The following is a 21,446-nucleotide window of genomic DNA, read 5'->3' as shown; positions in this document are numbered from 1 at the left end:
CCCATACTGGGCGTATTCGGGCGTTCCGACAACGCGGCGAGGTGCCGTAGCCGGCGTCGTGCGCCCGCCGGGGATTACGGGACAGCCCTTAGGCCAGGCCGTTTACCTCAGTCCTGCCCCGCGGTGATACGGCCTGCGGGTCCGGAATCGGTGTGGCCGCGATCTACCCGGCGGCCATCTCGTGCGCCACCGGGCACCGCGAACCATCTCAGCCAGCCATCCATGGAACACGGCAGGTGTGGGGGGCCATTCCCTCTGGACACAAAGTCTTGATCACTGTCTTGCGCATCGCCCGCCATGTCCGCAGGGAACACACCAAGTGGACGCGCAGCTCGATCAGTTCCCGTGCGTCGCTGCTCTGAGCAGGATGTTCCACGGCCCACTGTTCCGCCAGAAAGCCGTACACGTCATCGGTTGACAGCTCACTCCTGGGAAAAGTGTGTGCGACGGTCTCACCGCTGATCCGGGCGCTCCGGGAGCCCACAGCGTCCTCAACGAGTTTCTTGACCCATGCCAGCCCCTGCTCGTCTGCGTACAGGCCGAACTTCAGGTCGCGCGTCCTCATTGCATCAGACGTTTGCGATTGTCGTCATCGCTCTTGGCGAAGACGGTGGTGAACCAGGAGTAGACGGGAGCAAGCGTTGGTGATGCGGGCCATCCATTGATCATTGCCAGGAGCTGCCAGTAGCGCTCCGCGTGTGGGTCGGCGGTTGTCTGCAGGCGGGCGAGGAGCCAGCGGCGCAGATCGCTTTCGCCGGCACGCTCGAATGCGTGGGCGTAGAGGCCGCCCAGTGTGTCTGTAAGGGATGCACCCTCGGCGGAGGCCGGCAGGAGGCCGGAGGATGCCGCTTCGTCGATTCGTTCACGCATCGCTTGGTTGAGAGCGTCGTGCAGGGTGCTGACGTCCTGCTGGGAAGGCTCTTCCGCCTGGTCCTCAGCTGTGCGGCGTATCGTGACACGGAAGTCTGCGTTCTGGCAGAGTCCGGCGAGCTCCACCCAGGCCTCGACCTGTTCGGGCGTGGGATCGTCGGGGAGCTCAGGCATGGAGGATCGCATCAGGGACACGAACTCCGGGTTGGCGTGAAGGCCTTTGAAGGTGGCGTCGATAAAACCGGATACCAGGCGGCGTCGTTCGGCCTGGGAGAGCGTGGCGAGTCGGTGCATGAGGTCCATCTCCATGGTGGTGGGGCCGCGTCTGGCGATTGCGCGGAGTACTGCCCGGCGCAGGCGGAGAGTCTGGATCTGCACGTCCAAGGCGTTGGCGTGTGCTTCCGTGACTTCCGGTATGGACGCCTCCCGGTCCAGCACCTTGCGCACGGTCGCCAGGTCGAGCCCAAGATCACGCAGCGTGCGGGCTAGGTCCAGGCGTGCGAGTGCGTCGAGGCCGTAGAGCCGGTATCCCGCCGGGCTCCGGTCGGTGGGCGGGACGATGCCCTTGTCGGAATAGAACCGGATGGTCTTCACCGTCAGGCCGGTCCGGCGGGATAGTTCTCCGATGGAATAGAGCGTGTCGCTGTCCATGCCCCATAGCTTGATGTCTCCCCCCACGGGAGACTCAACCAGGGCCGAGACTTCCTGCGAGGACCACGGGCTCTGTGCAGGTGCCCAGAAACCCCGACCAGCGACAGACCGCATCGTCGCGAGGCGTTACTGGAGCAGGATCATTTTGCGGAGTAGTTCGAATCCGGCTCGACCGTAGAGCTGTCTCTTGATCTTCTTGATGCGGTTCACGGCGCCCTCGATGCTGCCGGAGCTCCGGTCCAGGGTGAGCCCTGCTGTCACGGCGTCGAGGTCCCGGAGCAGATGGAGTGCGAAGCCGGTGAGGTCAGGTAGCTGGCTGGCATCGACTGCGTCGATCCAGCCAGGGAGTGTGGCGCCGAGGCGGCCGCTGAGTATCTCGCCGAACTCGCGGACATGCCCGGCGGCTGTGTCCAGTTCGGGACAGCGGGCCAGGACGTCCTTCAGACCGGCCCCGTCTCCTTCGTCCAGGGCCGTGGGGTGACGGGTGAGCCAGCCGGTCACCTGCCGCACCGTCGGAGGCCGTAGCGGCGCATCGGTCGGAGCCGTCCGCAAAGTCGCGATGTGGGCACGAACCATCTGGTAGGTGACGGGCGCGTTGCCGGCCAGAAGCTCACGGTGGAGGCGGCTGACGCTGGTGCACCCCCGGCGAATCGAAGCTCCAGATAGGGCTTGTAGGGGTCCAACCTGCTGGGCCGAGGCTGGTTCTCGCGGATGGTGTCCTGCCAGTGTGCGGCGGCCGCGTACCCGAGCACGGTATTGAGCCCCCAGCCCAGGTGCCGGGCGATCGCCCGGCGTGAGGGCCCTGGGCAAGCATCTTGTGGACCAGAGCGTGTGCGGCCTTCTTCCGCTCGGCCCGCCGGCCGAGAGGTTCGCAGTCATCCTGTGGCCGACTGGACTCCGGGCACATCTCGTCAAGCAGTGCGTCGCCAGGCAACGGGCCGTGCAAGCAGGCACGGTGGGTGGCAACGCAGGTCTCCACGGCACGGCCGAGGCCCTGCCACAGATGGAACCGGTCAGCGACCTGCAGAGCGTAGGGGGCACCGCGCCGGGCGCCCTCGGCGTAGGCGCCCGCCCGGCCCCGGCAGATGATCTCCACGCCGGGGTGGCGGATCAGCCAGGCGGCCAGCGGCCCGGCTTCACGCGTCGGGAGCACATCGACCACGCGATGGTCTTCGACGCTGGTCAAGACGGTGGAGTAGGTCTGGCAGCGGCGGATCGCGAAGTCGTCCACGCCCAGCACCCGCGGCGTGCTGAACAGTGGATCGGGCAATGCCATGACCCTGCGTAACAAGGTCATCCGTCCCGCGCCGAAACCGAGCTGGGCGGCCAGCCGGGCGCCGGCCCGCCCGGCCAGCGCGAGCCCCACTCGCTCCAGGGCGTGTTGAGCCGCCTGGTGAACCGTGCGTGCGGGGCGGCCAGCCGCGATAACGGCTCGGCGAACGTCCGGCGCGGGCAGTCCCCCGACCCGCAGATGAAGCGCCGGACCGTCAGTCGGATCACAAAGCCCTGATCAGCAAGCGGTAGGTCCTTCAGCCTCCGCTGATATCGGTCGTGGACCCGGTCCGAGAAGCGGCCACAGTCCGGACATCCAGAGCCAGCCGCTCGGCCTCTCGCCACCACCTCGACCGTGACGAACGCGGCCGTCACCGCCTCGACATCCACATCATCGATCCCGTCGAACACCAGAGAGTCCCAGAACGGTGCATCGGTCTGCATGACCAGCAACCATCACCGTCCACAACCGACCGCAGCAGCGATCGGCAGATACCTGAGGGAGCGTCAATTCTGTCCGTAGGACGACAAGGCGTACGCCGTCTCACACGAACCCGTTCTCCTCACAATCGAACATCAAGGTAACGCTCCGCGACGACTCCCCAAGATCTGTGCCAGAACCTTGTTCTCACCTAGCGGCCAGTCCGCTCCGCCCGACTGCGAGGAGCAAGGTGCCCAGGGTTGAAGTTGCCGTTGCGGCAGGTTCTACCTTCGTGACCAGGGCCGGAGGGACCGGCCTGGCAACATGCACGTGCGGGAGTGCTGATGGACTGGCCGATCTCGGAGGTGGCCCGGATGTCGGGCGTGACCGCCCGGACCCTGCGCCACTACGACGAGACTGGCCTGCTGCCACCGGCTCGGATCGGCGCCAACGGGCACCGCTACTACGAGGAGCAGCAGGTCGACGCGGTGGACGCCCTGCGCGGCCGCCACCGGCGCCTCCTCGCGGAGCAGGACCGGCTCGACGCCCTGGCCGGCACCGTCTCGCGCACGATCGCCGCACTGGAGCAGTCCAGGAAGGACGGCAACCCCATGACCATCAACCGACCGGAAAACCTGTTCGAGGCGTCCATCCCTCCCAGTACGCGGAGAACATGCGCGACTTCCCCGAGCTCGCCCGGGAGGTCGGACAGCGCGCAGCCACGATGAGCCAGGCCGACGCCGATGCCGCGCACCGTGAGCGCACCGCGCAGATGATCCGGCTGGCCGAACTCATGGTCTCGGGCCACACAGCCGATGCCGAGCCGGTGCAGGCCGAGATCGATGCCCAGTACCAGGCACTGACCGAGTTGCGTGCCGTTTCCGCCGAGGAGTATCGGGCCATTGGCCGCTCCTGCGTGGACAACGGACGTCGCGGTCCCGCACCCATCGGCCCCGGCGGCTGTCGGGGGTCAGCATGGCCGGTTTCCGGCAAGGTGCTCCGGAACCCGTGGGCATCGCCATGGTCGCGTACCCGGCCGTGACCCTGCTCATCGATCTGAGCGACGAGAGAGTGAGTGAGGGAAGGGGAATTGTCTATGACGCGCAGGGCCGGCACACGCGCGGCAGTGTCGTCGTGGGACTGCTCCCCGGCGATCTCCGAGCAGCCGGCCGCGGGGTCGAGTGCCTCCAGATCTGGCTGGAGCCGGTCGCGGCGGCCGCCGTGCTGGGCGCAGCACCCGAGGTCGCCCACGGCTGGCGGCGGACGCTTGGCAGCCGGGGGCGGGTCCGGGTCGAGGCCCTCGCGGACGAGGTCGGCTGGAGTCGCCAGCTTCTGTGGGCACGGTTCCGGTCCCAGCTGGGCGTCACCCCTAAGCGAGTGGCCCGACTCACGGAACACCTGTTGTGGCCGCTACCGTGATCCTTACCGGCGCTGAGCTGCGTCACTACGTCGAGCCTCGACTCACGCAACGCCCTCGGCCCCGGAGAACCCCCTGGGCGAGGCGTGCGGGGCCGTCCGCAGGCGCAGAACGGCGGCTGAGCCGCATGCCCGTGCTGCCGCGTGACCTACCCGGCTCGGGACTCCATCACCTACCTGCCCGGCGAACTGGCCGCGGAACAGGCCCTCGCCGCCGCCGAGAAGCGCGAGGCCGCCACCGCCCGCAGGCAGCCGGCGCCCGGGCCCTTGGCCTGGCGATTCACAGTCCCCGGCTGGGCTGCCAGCGAATCCAGAAGCAACCGATCGAACTCGGACGGGTGACGCGGAGGTTCGCCCGGCGAACCGAGTGCGGCAAACAGCTCGTGGCGGACCGCACGGGTTGTGGGGCGGGTGCTCACCAATTTGGTTGTTCCTGCCATTCTTCAAGCCGTTTCGCGAAGGTGGATACGGACTCCTTGTCGCATGACAGGACGATGGAGAGTTTTGTGAGCGTCACGCCTTCAGGTCGCTTCGTGTAGGACCACCGCTTGCCAGCGCGCCACAGAGATCCAAAGAGTTCCTTGCGGGCATCGTCGTCCTCGGAAAGGGCACTCTCGGCGGATTCGATGATCAGGATGCGATAGTCCGCCGAAAGCCACTCAAGGTCGCGCACGCAATCGTAGAAGGCGTTCCAGTTCCATCCAAAGTACTCAGGGAATTTAAGCACTTCCGAGAAGTATTGGAACGCCGACACCTCGTCGGGCATGTCCTGACCGCTGAGACGCGCCACGTACACGCTGCCCGACGCGGGCAGTAGTTCATCGAGAGGTACGCCACCGCCTTGCGTGAGGATGTGCATCCACGGGGCGATATGGATCGCCGACGTCTCTTCCTTCATCAATGCACCCATCTGGGACTTCTGCCCACAATGTACGTCTGATAGTGAGTCGGAGTGTAGTAGGCGGAGTGATCGCTGCCGAACGCCCAGCGCTCGGCGCCCGGCTTGGGATTGTCCGGTGACGGTTAGGTCCCGTATTCCTGATAGGTGATCTGATTGGCTGAGGGTTAGTGGGTGGGAAGTTGGTACCCACCCTTTTGCCACTGTTTTCAATCGTCTCAGTCCACCACTTCGACCCGTAGAACCCTGGTCCGCCTCCCCAGCCGGAATTGCACTTCTCCATGTCCCGGAGGACGTCCACGACGATGTTGCCTCGGCGCACGGCCACCGCACCGGCTCGCTCGGCGTGAACCGCACCGGCCGGCACGGGACCGCGGCGCCGGGTCCGGGTGGCGAACCCGATGACGGCTGTGGCCACGGCGGTGACGAGAAGACGTGAACGCCCGCACCAGACCCGCGGCGGCAACGGCCAGCAGTGCGCCGCGGTCGGGATTCTCACAGGCATCAGGAAGGCTGGACGTCAGGTTTCTCCTTGACCACGCGCGCCCCCGCCGACGAAGCTGATCTCCAATCAAATGATCGACCTTGGGGGTAGGTTGAGCGGCGAGAGTCTGCACATCGGACCTGACACGGCACCCGACCGGTACCGGTTGCTGCGGTCCATCGGGCGAGGCGGGGAGGCCGTGATCCATCTCGCCGAGATCGAGCTCGCCGGCGGATCCGAGCCCGTCGTCGTCAAGGTGCTGGACTCCAAGGCGACGCTCACGTCCGAGGAGTTCGAGCGGATCAGCGCGCGGTGGAACGAACAGGCGGAACTGCTGCGGTTCGTCCACCGGCCGGGGGTCGTCGGCGTGCGGGAGCACTTCGAGGGACCGCCCATTCACCGGCCCGGGGAGGCCTCGGACCGGGCCGGGCGCGCCCTGGTCCTCGTCATGAACCACGTCGACGGGCTCGACCTGCGCGACTGGCGGGCCGAGCGGGACCTCTCCCTGCCCGCCGAGCGGCGCGAGATCGTACGGACCCTGGAACAGCTGGCAGACGTACTGGACTGGCTGCACTCGGGGAAGGCCACCCCGTCCGGGCGCCAAGTGATCCACGGCGACCTCTCCCCCGGCAACGTGATGGTCGACGCGCACGGACAGGCCACCCTCGTGGACTTCGGCCTCAGCAAACTGACCGCCGACCATCAGACGGCCGAGATCTGGTTCACCCCCGGCTACGCGGCCCCCGAGGTCTTCGACGGCAGGCGCACGCCGGGCACGGACCGGTACGCCTTCGGGGCGATCGCCTACTTCCTCCTGAGCGGGCAGTCGCCGCCCGCCACCCCGGGGCTGCTCGCCGACGCGATGGCCGCTCTGCCGCAGATCGCGGCCCTGGACGCCGAACGGAGGGCGCGGATCGCCGCGCTCTGCTCGGCCGACCCGGAGCAGCGGCCGCTCAGCCTGGCCGCGTGGGTCCGGGACGTCCGCCAGGCGGTGGTCTCCGTAGGGCAGGACGTCCAGGACACGCCGCCGGTACCGGCGATACCGCAGGCCCCGCCACTGCCGCCCGCCCCGCCCGCCCCGCCCCCGCGCAAGCGGCGGACCGGCCCGGTGCTGAGCGCGGTGGCAGGGGTGCTGGTCCTGGCGGCCGCCGCGGTGGTAGGCGTACCGCTGCTCGGCGACAAGGACGGGGACAAGGGCGCGGACGGCCCGAACCGGGCGGGCGGCGGTGACCGGCCGACGTCGCAGCCTTCGGCTTCGGGTTCCGTCCCGTCCGACCCTGCCGGGGTTTCGCTCACCACCCTGGCCCCGGTCGCCAAGAGCGAGTACGCGTGGTTCGACGTGGGCAACGCAACGCTGAGCTCCCGGCACTACGACACCGCCCTGGTGCCGGCCGGTCCCTACGAGATCTGCGACGGCGCGGCGCAGTACGACCTGGGCGGCGGCTGGAAGACCCTGACCATGGTCGCGGGCATTGACGACTCCTCGAAGAAACCGACGGCCCGGATCAACGTGGAGGTGGACGGCGCGTCCGTGTGGACCGGCGTAATCCGCATCGGATCACCGAAGACGCTGTCGCTCGACGTCGCGAACGGCAAGCGCCTCGCGATCTCCTACGAGGACCCCGGTCGCACGTGCGGGATGGGGCGGCTCGTCCTGGCCGCCCCGACCCTGAAGAAGTGACCGGTGCGGCCCGAGGGGCCCAGCCGGGCGGTTGAGCTGCCGGTGCGAAATGGTTGCTGACCTGGTGGCAACTGGTCTGCCTCGCCGCTCCGAAGGCACAGGTCAGTGGCATCCGCAGTGACACCTACCGTGCTTCGGCACACCGGCCGGGTGGCCGCCCCAGGCGGCTGGGCTGCGTCCCCCAGGCACCGTCTTCGCATGCGGCTCCCCAGCCCCGGCCTGCGCCGTGAGATCCACGGCGGGCTCCAGGTCGTCGAGAACTGGACCAGCGCGAACACCGTGCTCCACTACGGCAAGGACGGCGCCCTGACCGGCCCGGACACGGAGCACGCCGAAACGTCAATGCGCCGCCGTGCGCCGGCAACCACCTCGGCCCGCTCGCCCTGCTGGGCGGCGCCCCACTCCGACCCAGTGGTTCGTCATGTCGTCAGCTCTCCTGTGCTGTCAGGCGGAATGTCGGCGGCTCGGGCTTCCGCGGTTCGGCGGCCGTCGAGACCAGGGGCCGTACTGCTCCCTGAGCCGGGTACGAGGCTCCCTGGCGAACTCGTTGTTCGGCGAGTTCCGCGGCCGCGCTCGCGGGTGTGGTCCGGTGGGTCCGGGCCGTGTGGAAGACCTGCCGGAGCGTGGCGGCGATACCGGAGAGACGCTCGGTCAGCTGTTCCTCGGATTCCCGGCGCAGTTCGACACCGGTGGCGTGGATGACTCCTCCTGCGCTGACAACCACGTCCGGCGCCCAGAGGATGCCGCGTGTGGCGAGACGGCGGGCGGTAGCCGGTTCATCCAGTTGGTTGTTGGCCGGGCCGGCGATGGCAGCGCACCGCAGAAGCGGGACCGTGCGGGCGGTCAGCAGGCCGCCGAGTGCGGCCGGTACGAGGATGTCGACCTCTGCCGCGAGGGCGTCGTCCGGGTCCACCCAGGTCGCGCCCAGCTCCGCAGCCAGGCCGCGGGCGGCCGGGTTGGTGTCGGTGACGACGAGCCGTGCCCCGGCCCGGTCCAGGAGCCGGGCCACATGGGCGCCGACCGCCCCCAGGCCGATCACCCCGAACGTCCGGCCGGCGAGCTCCGCTGAGCCGAAGACGTCTTCGGCCACCGCGCACAGTGCGGCCAGGGTGCCGCGCGCGGTGTGGAGGGAGGAGTCGCCGCTGCCACCGTCTTCGACGGGCCGGCAGCAGACACGCGTGGTGCGTTCGCCGATCACGGACATGTCGACCGGACCGCTTCCTACGTCCGGGCCTGCGATGTAGCGGCCGCCGAGCAATTCGATCGCGTCGCCGAGGTCGTGGAGCAGCGCCGTACGTTCCGCGCCGGTCGGCCGAGTCGCGGTGGGCAGGGCGACGACCGCTTTGGCTCCGCCGTGCTCCAGACCGGCCAGCGCATTCTTGGCGGTCATCGCCGCCGCCAGCCGCAGCGCGTCCGAGATCGCGGCGGCGTGGTCGGGGTAATGGGCGATCCGGCACCCGCCCGCGGCAGGGCCGAGAGCGGTCGAGTGGATCGCGATGATGATCGCGAGGCCGCTGCGGCGGCCGCGCACAATCTGCACCAACTCGTGTGAAGGGTCCGGGACGTTGAGGGCCCAAGCTTCCTTAAGTGCGGCTGTCATGGCGTGAAGCTAGCCGCTCCGACGACGGTCGCAACCATAGGCCGAATGGAATTCGGTAGGGAGGCCATAATCGCCGCATGGACGAACTTGATTCGGCGATCGTCCGGCATCTGCAGCGCGATGCGCGGCAGACCAACCGCGACCTCGCCCGCACCCTCGGTATCGCCCCGTCGACCTGTCTCGAACGCATCCGCGCACTACGCGCCCGCGGAGTCATCACCGGCTACCACGCCGCGGTCGACCCAGCCAGCCTGAACCGCCACGTCCAAGCGCTCATCCACTTCCAGATCCGCCCCCTCAGCCGGGCGGTCATCGAGGCGTTCAAAACCTACGCCGCCGGCCTGCCCGAGGTCAGCACCGTCTACGTCGTGACCGGAGGCGACGACATGATCGTGCACGTCTCCGTGCCCAGCGTCGACTATCTGCACGGCTTCCTCATGGACAAGTTCACCGAGCGCCGCGAAGTCGTCGGATTCCGTACCTCCGTGATCTACCAGCACACCCACAACCAGGTACTCGAACCCCTGACACCTTGACCCGCCAGGCGTACTTCCTCGAGCAGACCCGCCCGCCGGCCGGAGGCGATGCGCTCGTCCGCCACCACCAACCAGGCTGGCCGACCGCAAGTCCCCCTGTGATCCCCCACGGCAGCCCCACGCTCGCCCTCGGCGACGTCGCCGTCCGCGCGCCCCGACTACGCCGGGTCGGTCGGCCCCTCCTCGGACGCCGTGAGCCCGAGGTCGACCCGCATCACGTGGCGCATTCGCCACAGGGCGTCCCATGCCCTGGCCATGGACTCGCGCGCGGCTGCCACGTCCTCTTCCGGGCCGGCAGCCGTCGCGTCAAGCCGCATGAGCAGGTCGTACAGATCACCGAGGTGGCGGTTCGCGGTGCCGGCTGCAGTCATCACCGCGTCGGGCAGCAGCATCTGGGCCTCGGCGTGGCGCATGCGGTGCTCCCGCCGTGCCCGGCTCAGCTCCGCACGGAGTTCACCAGCCGCCTCCCGGCCCTCCACGGCGTGCAGGAGGGCGGTCGCCGCATTCATGAAGTCACGAGTACCGGCACTGAGCGCCGCGTAGCAGGTGCGCTGCGCCTCGACGCGGGCCTGGCGGGCGGCGTACTCCCGCTCGTCCGCTTGGACTTCTCGCGCGTGCCGCAGCTCGCGGTCCCTGGCGCGGCCGGCACTTCGCTGTGTGAGCAGGGCGGACGCGAGGGGGCCGCCGATGCCGAGAACTGCTATCAATATCTGGACGACGAAGGTCCCCATGCCCCCCTGCCCTGGCGCCGATCGTTTCGCCCGGACTCTACTGCCGCACGGCCCGGTAGTACGCGCTCACGTTGTCGGTGGCGGGCCGCTCGCCTCCGGACGGGCCGCGTGCGAAGCTCCGCAGCACGTTCTCGGTGACGGCACGGGTGAACCGACCGGTACGGCCGTCCAGCCCGTGGTTGGCCTTGCCGGACGGGCCGGAGGCGTCCAGGGCTTCCACCCACCGCATGGTGCCCGTGGCGAACACCGCGGCCCCGCTCGGCAGGGTCAGGTACGCCGAGTCGGCGTGGCTGCGGCGGCCTTTGCACACCACAGGGGAGTGGGCGAGGATCTCGATCGGCCGGGGGGTGGGGTAGGCGGTGTTGACCCGGTCGAACTCGACTCCCACCAGGTGCGGAAAGGACTCCCCGGAGCGCACGCCGGTCCCCGCGAACAGCCAGTGCCCGGGGTTGGACACGACGTACGGCGCGTCCACGGGATAACCCTCGTAGATCACTCCGAGCAGCGAGCTCTCGGGGTCGGCGGCCGGTTTGTCGCGGAAGCCCTGGGTGGGCGGCAGTCCACGACGGAAGCCCGGGTCGCGGGCGTAGTCCTCCTTGTAGCAGACCACGATCCGGTCGGGACCCAGGGGCGAGGGCTCGAAGCGGACGCGCCGGTAACAGCAGTTGGCGCCGAAGACGGCCAGGTTCGTGCCCGCGTCACGGGCCCGGGTGACGTGCAGCCGCTGTTCGGGGCTCCAGTACTCGTCGTGCCCGAGGGAGAGGAGCGCGGCAGCGCCTCGGAGGAGTTCGGGCTCGCGGGCCACGTCCACACCGGTTGCGTAGGCGAGTGGCAGGCCGAGACGCTCCGCGAGCGCGAGCAGCGGCGCCTCGAAGAACATGAACTGGCCGGCCCCCTTCCGGTTGGCGTAGGGGCGGTCGAAGGTGACGGCGAGCGAACGTGAGTCCTTCCTGCCGGTGCTTCCCTGATACAGCTCGGCCCCGCCCCAGCGGTTGTACGCCTGCCAGGTCGCGACGGAGTTGACGAACAGGGTGCGGCCGACGGTGGTACGGGACCGCAGGGTGATCGGCACGTATCGCTGGGCGTGGCCGTCGCGGGTGTCGAGGCGTAGCAGGTAGCAGCCCTCCGGCCAGCCGGAGGTGTGGATCCGCGCGGACGGCTGCCAGTAGGTCCGGACCATGCGGGTGGCGGGGTCGGTACGGGGGGCCGGCTGGCGGCTGCCCGGTAGAGGCCCGGAACGCCAGACGAGGCGGGCCCGCGCGCCGCCGTACCAGCCCATGCGGTAGGCCGAGACGGTGTAGGCAGGGGCGGTGGTCGACACGCGCAGGGTGAACGGTTCGCCCGGCAGGATGCTCGTACGGTCGGCGAAACCTTCGATGTCGTGCTGCGCGCCGGTACGGGTGATGCGCCAGTCGGGGTGCCCGGGGCGGGCGTTCTCGGCCCGCACATCGAGCGGCCAGGACTGCGGCAGGGCCGCGCCCGCCGCGAGGGCGAGGGCAGAGACGGGGGCGGGCGCGGGGGCGGGGGCGGCCCAGTGGTGGCCGACCGCCAGCGAGGCGGCAGCCAGCCCGAGGACCCGTCGGCGTCCGGTCCCGCCGGCGCTCTCGGCCCGGTCCGATGCGTCTGGGTACGCCATGACACCTGCCTCGACTGTGCCCCCTCGACCGCCCTGGCCCCGCCCCGGCCCCACTCCCGGTTCCGTCCTGTGTAGCGGACAGTCCCGCGACGCGCCGAGCAGCCCGCTCCGCCCGGCGTGTCCCTGGGGATCGCCCGGACCGACGTCGACGCGATCCTGGCCGCCTGGCACGAGCGCCACATCACCGCCCACCTCCACCAGCTCGCAGCGCTGCGGAACGGCGCCGGAAGCCCGTCCGAACTCGACGCGGTACTCACGGCGTACTCCTTCATCTCCCATCACCGCGGTCATCACGGTGCCGAACTGGCCTCCCTGCTCCACCAGGGGGAAGCCGTCCGCCGGGCTCGGCAACAGCTCGTCGACCTGTTGCGCGACCTGCTGACGGAGGTGGCGGAGGCCGGCGGACTCCGCGGAGACGTAAGCACCGCCGAACTCGCGAGCTACTGCACCCACGCGCTGACCGCAGCCTCGGCGTTGCCTCGCCGGCAGCGGTCCACCGCCTGGCCGGAGTCACACTGCGCGGCATGCTCCCGGTCGACTGAGAGCGGCCGAGGGCCGCACCGGCGTGCCTGTTCGTCGACCGCTTCCAAGCGGCGGTATCAACGCGATGGATTGCGTCCGGGGCGCGACGCCTCCTCGTCGACAATCCCGTGAATCCGTCGCGTCAGTCGCGCATTCTTTCGCTTATAACCGCGCAGCTGTGAACGAAACCCCCGACCGGCCGACGAAGGCATCACATTCAAGTGGCAAATATGAGACAGGGCAAAGAAGTTATCCACTCGTTACAAAGTCGAGGGTGGGGTGGAAATGTCAGCATTTTTCCTAGAGGTACGGGCGCATCGTTGGCGCTTCACGACCTCGGGAAGGCGTCTGCAAATATCACGGATCACGCCATCTCCGTAACCCCATACGGCCATGCAATTTGCTCAAGTCCTGGGTAACTTCGGCCCGCATGACTGCTCATGCAGAACTGGCCCATTACAGGAAGACCCTGCCGTCCACCCCGACCAACTCGACGACGCACATCGACCGCCCCCGCCCAGGTGACGGCTCACTGCTGTGGCGCCTCGCTCGCGACTCCAGGACGTTGGACCTCAACTCGGCATACAGCTATCTCCTCTGGTGCCGCGACTTCGCCGGCACGTCCGCGGTGGCGCGCGACTCGTCCGGGCGGGCCATCGGATTCGTCAGCGGATACCTGCGGCCCGACAGCCCCGGAACCCTGCTCGTCTGGCAGATCGCCGTCGACGAATCCGTCCGCGGCCTGGGAATCGCCGGGGCCCTGCTCGACGGCCTCTCCGCCCGTGTCGCGGCAGAACACGGATTGGATTCCCTGGAGACCAGCATCTCCCCCGGAAACCTCGCGTCGGAGCGACTCTTCGCCTCGTACGCCGCACGGCACGGCGCCACGATCACGCGTGAAGTGTTGTTCGCCGCAGAGGAGTTCCCGGACGGGGGACACGCCCCAGAGGTCCTGCACCGCATCGGGCCGCTCCACTTCTGATCCCGGTTCCGCCCGGCACCCGCTGTCCGCGAGCCGCGCCGGCAGCAGTCCGTGCCAACACCCCGAACAGCCCGTACCTAACACCCCCCCACACGCATTGGAGAGTTGCCTTGACCATGACCGAGCCGGTCCTGTCCGTCTTCGAGACCCTGGAGTCCGAGGTGCGGAGCTACTGCCGCGCCTGGCCCGTCGTCTTCGAGCGCGCCACGGGAAGCCGGCTGTACGACGAACACGGGCGCGGCTACCTGGACTTCTTCGCGGGCGCCGGGTCCCTGAACTACGGACACAACAACCCCGTCCTGAAGCGGGCCCTGCTCGACTACCTGGAGCGGGACGGCATCACGCACGGGCTCGACATGTCTACGACCGCCAAGAGGGCCTTCCTCGAAACCTTCCGGTCCCACGTCCTCGAACCCCGTGCACTGCCCTACAAAGTGATGTTCCCGGGCCCCACCGGGACCAACGCCGTCGAAGCGGCGCTCAAGCTGGCGCGCAAGGCCAAGGGCCGCGAGTCGGTGGTGTCCTTCACCAACGCCTTCCACGGCATGTCGCTCGGCTCCCTCGCCGTCACGGGCAACGCCTTCAAACGCGCCGGCGCCGGCATCCCCCTGGTCCACGGCACCCCGATGCCCTTCGACAACTACCTCGGCGGCAGGGTCCCCGACTTCCTCTGGTTCGAGCGCCTGCTGGAGGACCAGGGCTCCGGCCTCAACCACCCGGCGGCGGTCATCGTCGAGACGATCCAGGGCGAGGGCGGGATCAACGTGGCCCGCGCGGAATGGCTCCGTGCCCTCGCGGACCTGTGCCGGCGCCGCGACATGCTGCTGATCGTCGACGACATCCAGATGGGCTGCGGCCGGACCGGCGAGTTCTTCTCCTTCGAGGAGGCGGGCATCACCCCCGACATCGTCACGCTGTCCAAGTCCATCAGCGGCTACGGACTCCCCATGTCCCTGTGCCTGTTCAAGCCCGAGCTGGACCTCTGGGAGCCGGGCGAGCACAACGGCACCTTCCGCGGCAACAACCCTGCCTTCGTCACTGCGACCGCGGCCCTGGAGGCGTACTGGGGCGACGGCGTCCTGCGCGAGCGGACCCTCATCCAGGGCGGCCGCGTAGAGAGCGCGCTGCGCGAGCTGTGTACCGAACACGCCCGACTGGGGGCGACCTACCGGGGCCGTGGACTGGTCTGGGGCATCGAGTTCGCCCACAAGGAGCGTGCTGCGGAGGTGTGCCGCAGGGCTTTCGAGCACGGGCTCCTCGTCGAGACCTCGGGCCCCGAGGGCGAGGTCGTGAAGCTGCTCCCGCCGCTGACCGTCACCGGCGACGAACTCGACGAGGGCCTCGCCATCCTCGCCCGCTCCGTCCGCGAAGCCGCCTGACCAGCACCCCCACACCACGAAGGACACCACCATGATCGTCCGATCGTTCCGGGACATCGAGGGAACCGACCGCCACGTCAGAGCGGCATCCGGCACCTGGGAGAGCAAGCGCATCGTCCTGGCCAAGGAACGCGTCGGCTTCTCCCTGCACGAGACCGTCCTGTACGCCGGCACCGAGACCTCCATGTGGTACGCGAATCACGTGGAGGCCGTGGTCTGCACGGAGGGGGAGGCCGAACTCACGGACGAGGAGACGGGCCGGACCTACACGATCACGCCGGGAACCATGTACCTCCTCGACGGCCACGAGCGGCACACCCTGCGCGTGAAGCGGGAATTCCGCTGCCTGTGCGTCTTCAACCCGCCCGTGACCGGTCGGGAAGACCACGACGAGAACGGCGTGTACCCCCTGCTCACCGAGCCAGACCACAGCTGACGTACGGAAACGCACAGAGAGGAGAGGCAGGCACCACCATGACCCACGCATCCACACGCACTGTGAACGACCTGTATCCGACCCGGGGCTCCGAGGAGGTGCTCACCGGCCGCATCGACCCCGTCGTCTGGTCCGAGCCCGGCACGCCGGGCCCGATGTGGGCCCACGAGCTGGAGAGCTACGAGCGCGACGGCTTCCTGTCCGTCGAGCAACTCATCACGCCCGACGAGGTGGACGTCTACCGGACCGAGATGGACCGGCTGCTCCGTGCCCCCTCGACCCTGGCCGACGAGCGGTCCATCGTGGAGCCGAAGTCCCGGGAAGTACGCTCCGTCTTCGAGGTCCACCGGATCAGCGAGGTATTCGCCGCCCTCGCCGCCGATCCACGTGTCGCGGGGCGCGCGCGACAGATCCTGGGCTCCGAGGTGTACGTGCACCAGTCCCGGATCAACGTCAAACCCGGTTTCGGCGCCAGCGGCTTCTACTGGCACTCCGACTTCGAGACCTGGCACGCCGAGGACGGTCTGCCGCACATGCGCACCGTGTCGGTGTCCATCGCCCTGACGCCGAACTACACCACCAACGGCGGCCTGATGATCATGCCCGGCTCCCACCGGAGCTTCCTGGGCTGTGCCGGTGCGACGCCGAAGGACAACTACAAGAAGTCCCTCCAGATGCAGGACGCCGGCACCCCGTCGGACGAAGCGCTGACCAAGTTCGCCTCGGCCTGCGGCATCAACCTCTTCACCGGCAGGGCGGGTTCGGCCACCTGGTTCGACTGCAACGCGATGCACGGCTCGGGTGACAACATCACGCCCTTCCCGCGCAGCAACGTGTTCCTCGTCTTCAACAGCGTCGAGAACCGCCCGGCGAAGCCCTTCGCCGCCCCGGTGCGCCGCCCCGCGTACATCGCCTCGCAGGACTTCTCCCCCGTGCGCTGACGCACCCGGCCGACCCGGCCCGGCACCTTTGCCAGGCCCGGGTCGGCCGGTCCCACCCAGCTCGGTTCACGGAATTCGCCGCGCCGCACCTGCAAGCCGCTCCATCCCGCCCGGCGCTCCTGCCTAGCGACGATCAGGAACCCGCACGATCACACCGCTGCGGGGTCGGGTAGGGACGCGGCTGACGGGGATGCGCAGGTCCTGCTCCGGCACGTCGAGTTCGAGGTCTGCCAGGGTCGCGGCCAGGGTGGCCAGGAGATGGACGGTGATGTCCTCGCCGGGGCAGCGATGGCCGGTGCGGGCGTTCCCGCCGCCCTGGGCGATGAGCTCGCCGGGGCCGGGCTCCCTGCCGAGGAACCGGCGCGGGTCGAAGCGCTGCGGCTCTGGCCAGAGGTCCGGGTCGCGGTGGTGGCCAGGTACGTCGAGGAGCACCAGCGTGCCCTCGGGCACGTCTTGGGCACCGAATCGCAGGTCGCGGGCGGCGAGACCACCGACGAACGGCACGAACGGGTAGCAGCGCCGGACCTCGTGAGCGAAGGCCCTGGCATACGGTCCTTCGTCCGCGCGCAGTTCCTTCCGGACGGCGGGGAAGCGGTGCAGTGCGTGTGCGGCGAAGGTGGTGAACCAGGTGATCGCCACGGTGGGGCGCAGGACGTTGAGCAGTTCCACGGCGGCCGTATGAAGGTCGAGCGGGCTGCCGTCCGCATCCCGGTGTGCGGCCACGGCCTCCACCACGGTGGGCCTCTTGCCGCCGTCGGAGGCCAACGTGCCACGGCGTACGTCCTCGATGGTCCGGGCAAGCTCGCGTTCCTGCCGGCTCCGGGCACGGCGGGCTTTCCAGTGGCGGCGGCCGGGGGTGGCGAACCCGTCGACCATGGCCACGCAGTCCTCGGCCAGACGCCGGACGGCCGCTCCCGGAACGCTGGGGATACCGCTCCATTCGCAGACCGCCGCGGCGAGTGCCACGGCCATCTCGTCGAAGAGGACGACTCGGCGCCCCCGCAGGCCGTCGACCGTACGCAGCCAGTGTTCCCGGGCCAGCCGGCCCAGGGCGTCCACGCCGTCAGGTGCCATGAGCTGGGTCGTGAAGAGTTCCTTGCGGACCCGGTGCATTTCGCCGTCCAGCGTGTGGACGGCTCCCCTGCCGAAGAGAGTGTCCAGGACCGGTCCGGGCAGCGCGCCGTGCCGCAGTACGTGGCGTTCGTCGTAGAAGAAGTCCACGGCGTCCGGGCCGTGCAGCAGCAGGGCGGGGCGGCCCATCAGCCGGGTCGGGACGGCGCGGCCGTCGCCGTTGCGTCGGCGTAGTCCGGGTGCCCAGGCGTAGCCGCGGGCCAGGAGGGCGGGGGTGCTGTCGGTGAACGGATGCATGCCGGTCGCCTACCCGGTCGCCCTCCGCACACGCGCCGCCGAACGGATGGCGCCGTACCGGTACGCCCGACATGGGCCCGTGCCGGGCTCGGTTCCTCTGGCGTACCGCGTCGGAGCGGGGGCATGGCCCCCACAGGGAGGACAGGGCGGTGCCTGGTGTCCTCCAACGCGAAGGCGGCCGCGTACGGGGCGGCCGCTGTCAGGACGAGCCCGATCACGCCAGTGGTGTTCTGCCACCCCGGTGCGCCGGTCGGCTCATGCAGTGCCGTAGCGCGCGGCCGCGGACTGCGCTGCCGATGACGATGGTGGCCGCGATCTTGCCGGTACCGGCGGCATCGATCGGTACGAGCATGCTCACGGTGGTGATCAGCAGGAACAGGCGGCGGACGTGCCGCGCACCGGGCACGGTCCCGGCGCTCAGAAGGGCTCCCTGGACCAGCCAGCTCCGGCCAGGACGGCCATGGCCGTGCCGAAGCCGGTGTCCCTGGCGCGAAAGTCCAATACGGACGCCAGGAGCTGCAGCGGGAAGGCGAACGGCGCCCACCCGACCTGGAGAGCGGCGGTGACGAAGGCTCCCCCGGCCAGCGCCAGGAAGCCCAGCGGTACGGGCGTGCCCGGGGGACGGACGCACAACGGTCGCCGTGACATGGCGCGCAGGAGTGGGCGCGGCCATGGTTCGTTCTCCTTCCGGCCGGCAACTTGGCGCGGTGGGGCCTACCTGCCCTCAGCGCCTCCCGGCTCGGCGCGTGTCAGCCCTGCGGCGTGGGCCGTGTCAGGCGGGGCGCTTCGGGTAGGCGCCGCTCATCGAGGGTTCGGCGCCGACGGCGCTGCACGGCGGAGAGGAGCGGCTGTGAGGCGGAATCCAGTACATGTGTCGGGCGACCGGATCGCCGACCCGTGGGGACGCCGCACCCCTTACGGCAAGGGCGGACAGTGGCCCGTACGCACGGACTCCTGTCTGGCCGAGGGGGTGACCGAGCGGGAGGTCGACGCGTGGGTACGGGCGGCTTCGCTGCTGCATTCCGACGGTGACGCGATGGACATCGCCGTCCGCGACGGCCGGATCGTGGGGGTCCGCGGCCGGGCCGGCGACCGCGTCAACCGGGGCCGGTTGGAGCCGAAGGACCTGTACGCGTGGCAGGCCAACGGCTCCGCGGACCGGCTGAGCCGGCCGCTGGTCCGCGAGGGCGGACGCCTCGTGGAGAGCGACTGGCCGACGGCGATGGGCCGCATCGTCGCCACGTCGCGGGAGCTGATCGGTTCCCACGGGCCGGAGGCGGTCGCGTTCTACACCTCCGGGCAGCTGTTCCTGGAGGAGTACTACACGCTCGCAGTCCTCGCCCGTGCCGGGATCGGCACCCCTCACCTGGACGGCAACACCCGGCTGTGCACGGCGACGGCGGCCGAGGCGCTCAAGGAGTCCTTCGGCAGTGACGGCCAGCCCGGCTCGTACGAGGACATCGACCACGCGGATGCGATCGCCCTGTTCGGACACAACATCGCCGAGACGCAGGTCGTCCAGTGGATGCGGATCCTGGACCGGCTGGAAGGAGACGATCCGCCCCGTCTGCTGTGCGTCGACCCGCGGCTCACCCCGGTGGCGCGCCGGGCGAGCGTGCACCTGGCGCCCCGGCTCGGCACCAACGTGGCGCTGCTCAACGCCCTTCTCGGCGAAGTCATCCGGCATGGGTGGACCGACCCCGGGTTCATCGCCCGGCACACGGTCGGATTCGAGTCTCTGCGCCAGCAGGTCGAACCGTGCACGGCGCGGTGGGCCGCGGGTATCTGCGACGTGCCGGCGGCTTCGATCGAGGAGGCCGCCGAGCTGCTCGGCACCGCCGACCGGCTGCTGTCCACCGTGCTGCAGGGGTTCTACCAGGCCAACCAGGCGACCGCCGCGGCCGTCCAGGTCAACAACCTGCACCTGATCCGCGGCATGCTCGGCCGGCCGGGCGCGGGAGTACTCCAGATGAACGGCCAGCCCACCGCCGAGAACACGCGCGAATGCGGAGCTGACGGGGACCTGCCGGGATTCCGGAACTGGCAGAACGAGGCCCACGTGGCCGACCTCGCGCGCGTGTGGAACGTGGAACCGTCTGCCATCCCCCATGACGGGCCGCCCACACACGCCATGAAGATCTTCCAGCTGGCGGAGGAGGGTGCGGTACGGATGCTGTGGATCAGCGCGACCAACCCGGCCGTGTCCCTGCCCGAACTGGCGCGGATCCGCTCCATCCTCTCCCAGGAAGGCCTGTTCACGGTCGTCCAGGACCTGTTCTTGACCGAGACGGCGCAGTTCGCCGACGTGGTGCTGCCGGCGGCGACCTGGGGCGAGAAGACGGGCACCTTCACCAACGCCGACCGCACCGTCCACCTGTCCGAGAAGGCCGTGGATCCCCCCGGCGAGGCCCGCCCGGACCTGGACATCTTCCTCGACTTTGCGGTCCGCATGGGCTTCGAGGACAAGGACGGAGGCCGCCTGATCCACTGGAGCGGCCCGGAGGAGGCCTTCGAAGCGTGGAAGCAGTGCAGTGCCGGACGCCCCTGCGACTACACCGGCCTGAGCTACGAGAAGCTCCGTGGACCCAGCGGTATCCAGTGGCCGTGCACCGAGCACGCCCCCGACGGCACGGACCGCCTCTACCGCGACGGCGTGGACTGGGCGCACCCGGAGCGGTGCGAGACGTACGGCAAGGATCTGGTGACCGGCGAGCCGCTGGGCGAGGAGTGGTACCGGTCGATGAACCCGGACGGGAAAGCGCTCATCAGGCCCGCCCCCTACGTCCCGCCGAAGGAGTGGCCGGACGGGAGCCACCCCTTCCAACTGACCACCGGACGCACCCTCTACCACTTCCACACCCGCACGAAGACGGGCCGGGTACCCCAACTCGCGGACGCGGCCCCGGACGTGTGGGTCGAGATTGCGGCCGCCGACGCTGGTCGGCTCGGACTGACGGAAGGCGACCTCGTCGACGTCACCACGCTGCGCGGTGCGCTGCGCGGGCGGCTACGCATCGGCTCCGTCCGCCCGGGCGTCCTGTTCGTCCCCTTCCACTACGGGTACTGGGACACCCCTTCCGGCAGCGCCCCGACCCCGGGGTTGCCGGGGCGTGCCGCGAACGAGCTGATCGCCACCGTCTGGGATCCCGTCTCCAAGCAGCCGCAGTTCAAGACCGCCGCAGCCGCCCTCACCCTTGTCGAACGAGCCGACGGCCCGGACCGGCCGACGCCGTCCGCGCAGCCGTCAGCCTGAACGCCCTCGAAAATGATCTCGCCGCTCGGCCGGAGCTTGGCCGACATGTTGCGTTCCATCATGCGCAGGGCTGCCTCGGTAAGACCGGCGTCGCGCCGACATGGGTGACCCCGAGGTCGGCCGGAGCAAGAAGGATGATCCCGCCCAGGTGGCCGAGCAGGGGCTCGATGCCCTCTTCACGGGCGAGGACAAGGCCGTCGCCGGATCGCTGAAGACCAGGGCGCAGGGCATGGCGAACAAGGTCCTGCCCGACAGCCTCAAAGCGGAAGGACACCGCCGGATGGCCGCGCCCGGGTCCGCCGACCAGCAGCGAGCCGCATCTGCTCGGCCCCACCCCCAATCGACCGGTCTCGCCGCAGAGAGCGGGAT

Annotated in this window: 20 protein-coding genes and 1 pseudogene; 10 read left to right on the top strand and 11 right to left on the bottom strand. The window is 69.6% G+C overall.

The window, feature by feature from the left end; all coding sequences use genetic code 11:
* Nucleotides 1–561: 561 nt before the first annotated feature.
* The 4 genes from ACFYOB_RS35205 to ACFYOB_RS35190 form a co-directional block, all read right to left on the bottom strand.
* The gene (locus tag ACFYOB_RS35205; protein ID WP_388567358.1) at nucleotides 562–1,521 is read right to left on the bottom strand and encodes a MerR family transcriptional regulator; all 960 of its coding nucleotides are present in this window, start codon (nucleotides 1,519–1,521) and stop codon (nucleotides 562–564) included.
* A 126-nt stretch (nucleotides 1,522–1,647) separates the two neighbouring features.
* Nucleotides 1,648–2,022 carry a transposase gene (locus ACFYOB_RS35200; protein ID WP_388567355.1) on the bottom strand — a complete coding sequence of 125 codons (375 nt, stop codon included), beginning with the start codon at nucleotides 2,020–2,022 and terminating at the stop codon, nucleotides 1,648–1,650.
* A gap of 109 nt (nucleotides 2,023–2,131) precedes the next feature.
* The gene (locus ACFYOB_RS35195) at nucleotides 2,132–2,797 is read right to left on the bottom strand and encodes a transposase (protein WP_388567363.1); all 666 of its coding nucleotides are present in this window, start codon (nucleotides 2,795–2,797) and stop codon (nucleotides 2,132–2,134) included.
* A 17-nt stretch (nucleotides 2,798–2,814) separates the two neighbouring features.
* A complete protein-coding gene (locus ACFYOB_RS35190) occupies nucleotides 2,815–3,237 on the bottom strand; it encodes a transposase family protein (RefSeq protein WP_388567353.1) in 423 nt (140 codons plus the stop codon).
* A 321-nt stretch (nucleotides 3,238–3,558) separates the two neighbouring features.
* On the opposite strand from ACFYOB_RS35190, the pseudogene ACFYOB_RS35185 reads away from it, so the two are divergent.
* A pseudogene (locus ACFYOB_RS35185) lies at nucleotides 3,559–4,256 on the top strand (MerR family DNA-binding transcriptional regulator).
* Nucleotides 4,223–4,633, top strand: a complete 411-nt coding sequence (locus ACFYOB_RS35180; RefSeq protein ID WP_388567350.1) for a hypothetical protein — start codon at nucleotides 4,223–4,225, stop codon at nucleotides 4,631–4,633. The pseudogene ACFYOB_RS35185 and the gene ACFYOB_RS35180 overlap by 34 nt, the downstream one beginning before the upstream one ends.
* A 412-nt stretch (nucleotides 4,634–5,045) precedes the next feature.
* Here ACFYOB_RS35180 and ACFYOB_RS35175 read toward each other — a convergent pair whose 3' ends face one another.
* The gene (locus ACFYOB_RS35175) at nucleotides 5,046–5,540 is read right to left on the bottom strand and encodes a barstar family protein (protein ID WP_388567347.1); all 495 of its coding nucleotides are present in this window, start codon (nucleotides 5,538–5,540) and stop codon (nucleotides 5,046–5,048) included.
* Nucleotides 5,541–6,103: 563 nt separating this feature from the next.
* Here ACFYOB_RS35175 and ACFYOB_RS35170 point away from each other — a divergent pair.
* The gene (locus tag ACFYOB_RS35170; RefSeq protein WP_388567344.1) at nucleotides 6,104–7,693 is read left to right on the top strand and encodes a protein kinase; all 1,590 of its coding nucleotides are present in this window, start codon (nucleotides 6,104–6,106) and stop codon (nucleotides 7,691–7,693) included.
* A 427-nt stretch (nucleotides 7,694–8,120) separates the two neighbouring features.
* Here ACFYOB_RS35170 and ACFYOB_RS35165 read toward each other — a convergent pair whose 3' ends face one another.
* The gene (locus tag ACFYOB_RS35165; protein ID WP_388567341.1) at nucleotides 8,121–9,293 is read right to left on the bottom strand and encodes a Glu/Leu/Phe/Val dehydrogenase dimerization domain-containing protein; all 1,173 of its coding nucleotides are present in this window, start codon (nucleotides 9,291–9,293) and stop codon (nucleotides 8,121–8,123) included.
* Between the two features lie 77 nt (nucleotides 9,294–9,370).
* Between ACFYOB_RS35165 and ACFYOB_RS35160 the strand changes: the two genes are divergently transcribed.
* Complete coding sequence (locus tag ACFYOB_RS35160) at nucleotides 9,371–9,829, top strand: Lrp/AsnC family transcriptional regulator (protein ID WP_388567338.1); 459 nt, start codon at nucleotides 9,371–9,373, stop codon at nucleotides 9,827–9,829.
* A gap of 158 nt (nucleotides 9,830–9,987) precedes the next feature.
* Here the strand turns inward: ACFYOB_RS35160 and ACFYOB_RS35155 are convergent, their stop codons facing one another.
* On the bottom strand, nucleotides 9,988–10,560 hold the full coding sequence (locus tag ACFYOB_RS35155) for a hypothetical protein (RefSeq protein WP_388567336.1): 573 nt from the start codon (nucleotides 10,558–10,560) through the stop codon (nucleotides 9,988–9,990).
* A gap of 37 nt (nucleotides 10,561–10,597) precedes the next feature.
* A complete protein-coding gene (locus tag ACFYOB_RS35150) occupies nucleotides 10,598–12,196 on the bottom strand; it encodes a N,N-dimethylformamidase beta subunit family domain-containing protein (protein WP_388567334.1) in 1,599 nt (532 codons plus the stop codon).
* A gap of 117 nt (nucleotides 12,197–12,313) precedes the next feature.
* On the opposite strand from ACFYOB_RS35150, the gene ACFYOB_RS35145 reads away from it, so the two are divergent.
* The 5 genes from ACFYOB_RS35145 (at nucleotide 12,314) to thpD (ending at nucleotide 16,456) form a co-directional block, all read left to right on the top strand.
* Nucleotides 12,314–12,850 (top strand): hypothetical protein, encoded by a 537-nt coding sequence (locus ACFYOB_RS35145; RefSeq protein WP_388567332.1) that lies wholly within the window; start codon nucleotides 12,314–12,316, stop codon nucleotides 12,848–12,850.
* A gap of 298 nt (nucleotides 12,851–13,148) precedes the next feature.
* Nucleotides 13,149–13,700, top strand: a complete 552-nt coding sequence (gene ectA, locus ACFYOB_RS35140; protein ID WP_388567330.1) for a diaminobutyrate acetyltransferase — start codon at nucleotides 13,149–13,151, stop codon at nucleotides 13,698–13,700.
* 110 nt (nucleotides 13,701–13,810) lie between these two features.
* On the top strand, nucleotides 13,811–15,079 hold the full coding sequence (ectB, locus tag ACFYOB_RS35135; protein WP_388567328.1) for a diaminobutyrate--2-oxoglutarate transaminase: 1,269 nt from the start codon (nucleotides 13,811–13,813) through the stop codon (nucleotides 15,077–15,079).
* A 31-nt stretch (nucleotides 15,080–15,110) separates the two neighbouring features.
* Nucleotides 15,111–15,515 carry an ectoine synthase gene (locus ACFYOB_RS35130; protein WP_388567326.1) on the top strand — a complete coding sequence of 135 codons (405 nt, stop codon included), beginning with the start codon at nucleotides 15,111–15,113 and terminating at the stop codon, nucleotides 15,513–15,515.
* 38 nt (nucleotides 15,516–15,553) lie between these two features.
* On the top strand, nucleotides 15,554–16,456 hold the full coding sequence (thpD, locus tag ACFYOB_RS35125; RefSeq protein ID WP_388567323.1) for an ectoine hydroxylase: 903 nt from the start codon (nucleotides 15,554–15,556) through the stop codon (nucleotides 16,454–16,456).
* 123 nt (nucleotides 16,457–16,579) lie between these two features.
* Here thpD and ACFYOB_RS35120 read toward each other — a convergent pair whose 3' ends face one another.
* The 3 genes from ACFYOB_RS35120 to ACFYOB_RS35110 all read right to left on the bottom strand — a co-directional run bounded on the left by ACFYOB_RS35120 (nucleotide 16,580) and on the right by ACFYOB_RS35110 (nucleotide 18,472).
* Nucleotides 16,580–17,824: a cytochrome P450 gene (locus ACFYOB_RS35120; protein ID WP_388567321.1), complete on the bottom strand. Its 1,245-nt coding sequence runs from the start codon at nucleotides 17,822–17,824 to the stop codon at nucleotides 16,580–16,582.
* 214 nt (nucleotides 17,825–18,038) lie between these two features.
* On the bottom strand, nucleotides 18,039–18,230 hold the full coding sequence (locus ACFYOB_RS35115) for a hypothetical protein (RefSeq protein WP_388567319.1): 192 nt from the start codon (nucleotides 18,228–18,230) through the stop codon (nucleotides 18,039–18,041).
* An 11-nt stretch (nucleotides 18,231–18,241) separates the two neighbouring features.
* On the bottom strand, nucleotides 18,242–18,472 hold the full coding sequence (locus ACFYOB_RS35110) for a hypothetical protein (protein WP_388567316.1): 231 nt from the start codon (nucleotides 18,470–18,472) through the stop codon (nucleotides 18,242–18,244).
* Between the two features lie 202 nt (nucleotides 18,473–18,674).
* Between ACFYOB_RS35110 and ACFYOB_RS35105 the strand changes: the two genes are divergently transcribed.
* On the top strand, nucleotides 18,675–21,077 hold the full coding sequence (locus ACFYOB_RS35105) for a molybdopterin oxidoreductase family protein (protein ID WP_388567313.1): 2,403 nt from the start codon (nucleotides 18,675–18,677) through the stop codon (nucleotides 21,075–21,077).
* Nucleotides 21,078–21,446 lie beyond the last annotated feature (369 nt).

Origin of the sequence: Streptomyces sp. NPDC006463 (genome assembly GCF_042870715.1) — a bacterium.
Lineage (GTDB): Bacteria > Actinomycetota > Actinomycetes > Streptomycetales > Streptomycetaceae > Streptomyces.
Note: the sequence above shows the minus strand (reverse complement) of the source record. Positions and strands in the feature narration are given on the sequence as shown.

Bases quoted from the DNA above. Each gene is read 5' to 3' on its own strand.
- ACFYOB_RS35130 (WP_388567326.1), top strand. From the start codon at position 15,111: ATGATCGTCCGATCGTTCCGGGACATCGAGGGAACCGACCGCCACGTC.
- ACFYOB_RS35150 (WP_388567334.1), bottom strand. From the start codon at position 12,196: ATGGCGTACCCAGACGCATCGGACCGGGCCGAGAGCGCCGGCGGGACC.
- ACFYOB_RS35165 (WP_388567341.1), bottom strand. From the start codon at position 9,293: ATGACAGCCGCACTTAAGGAAGCTTGGGCCCTCAACGTCCCGGACCCT.
- ACFYOB_RS35170 (WP_388567344.1), top strand. From the start codon at position 6,104: ATGATCGACCTTGGGGGTAGGTTGAGCGGCGAGAGTCTGCACATCGGA.
- ACFYOB_RS35110 (WP_388567316.1), bottom strand. From the start codon at position 18,472: ATGTCACGGCGACCGTTGTGCGTCCGTCCCCCGGGCACGCCCGTACCG.
- thpD (WP_388567323.1), top strand. From the start codon at position 15,554: ATGACCCACGCATCCACACGCACTGTGAACGACCTGTATCCGACCCGG.
- ACFYOB_RS35155 (WP_388567336.1), bottom strand. From the start codon at position 10,560: ATGGGGACCTTCGTCGTCCAGATATTGATAGCAGTTCTCGGCATCGGC.
- ACFYOB_RS35190 (WP_388567353.1), bottom strand. From the start codon at position 3,237: ATGCAGACCGATGCACCGTTCTGGGACTCTCTGGTGTTCGACGGGATC.
- ACFYOB_RS35205 (WP_388567358.1), bottom strand. From the start codon at position 1,521: ATGGACAGCGACACGCTCTATTCCATCGGAGAACTATCCCGCCGGACC.
- ectA (WP_388567330.1), top strand. From the start codon at position 13,149: ATGACTGCTCATGCAGAACTGGCCCATTACAGGAAGACCCTGCCGTCC.
- ACFYOB_RS35195 (WP_388567363.1), bottom strand. From the start codon at position 2,797: ATGGCATTGCCCGATCCACTGTTCAGCACGCCGCGGGTGCTGGGCGTG.
- ACFYOB_RS35160 (WP_388567338.1), top strand. From the start codon at position 9,371: ATGGACGAACTTGATTCGGCGATCGTCCGGCATCTGCAGCGCGATGCG.
- ACFYOB_RS35120 (WP_388567321.1), bottom strand. From the start codon at position 17,824: ATGCATCCGTTCACCGACAGCACCCCCGCCCTCCTGGCCCGCGGCTAC.
- ACFYOB_RS35175 (WP_388567347.1), bottom strand. From the start codon at position 5,540: ATGGGTGCATTGATGAAGGAAGAGACGTCGGCGATCCATATCGCCCCG.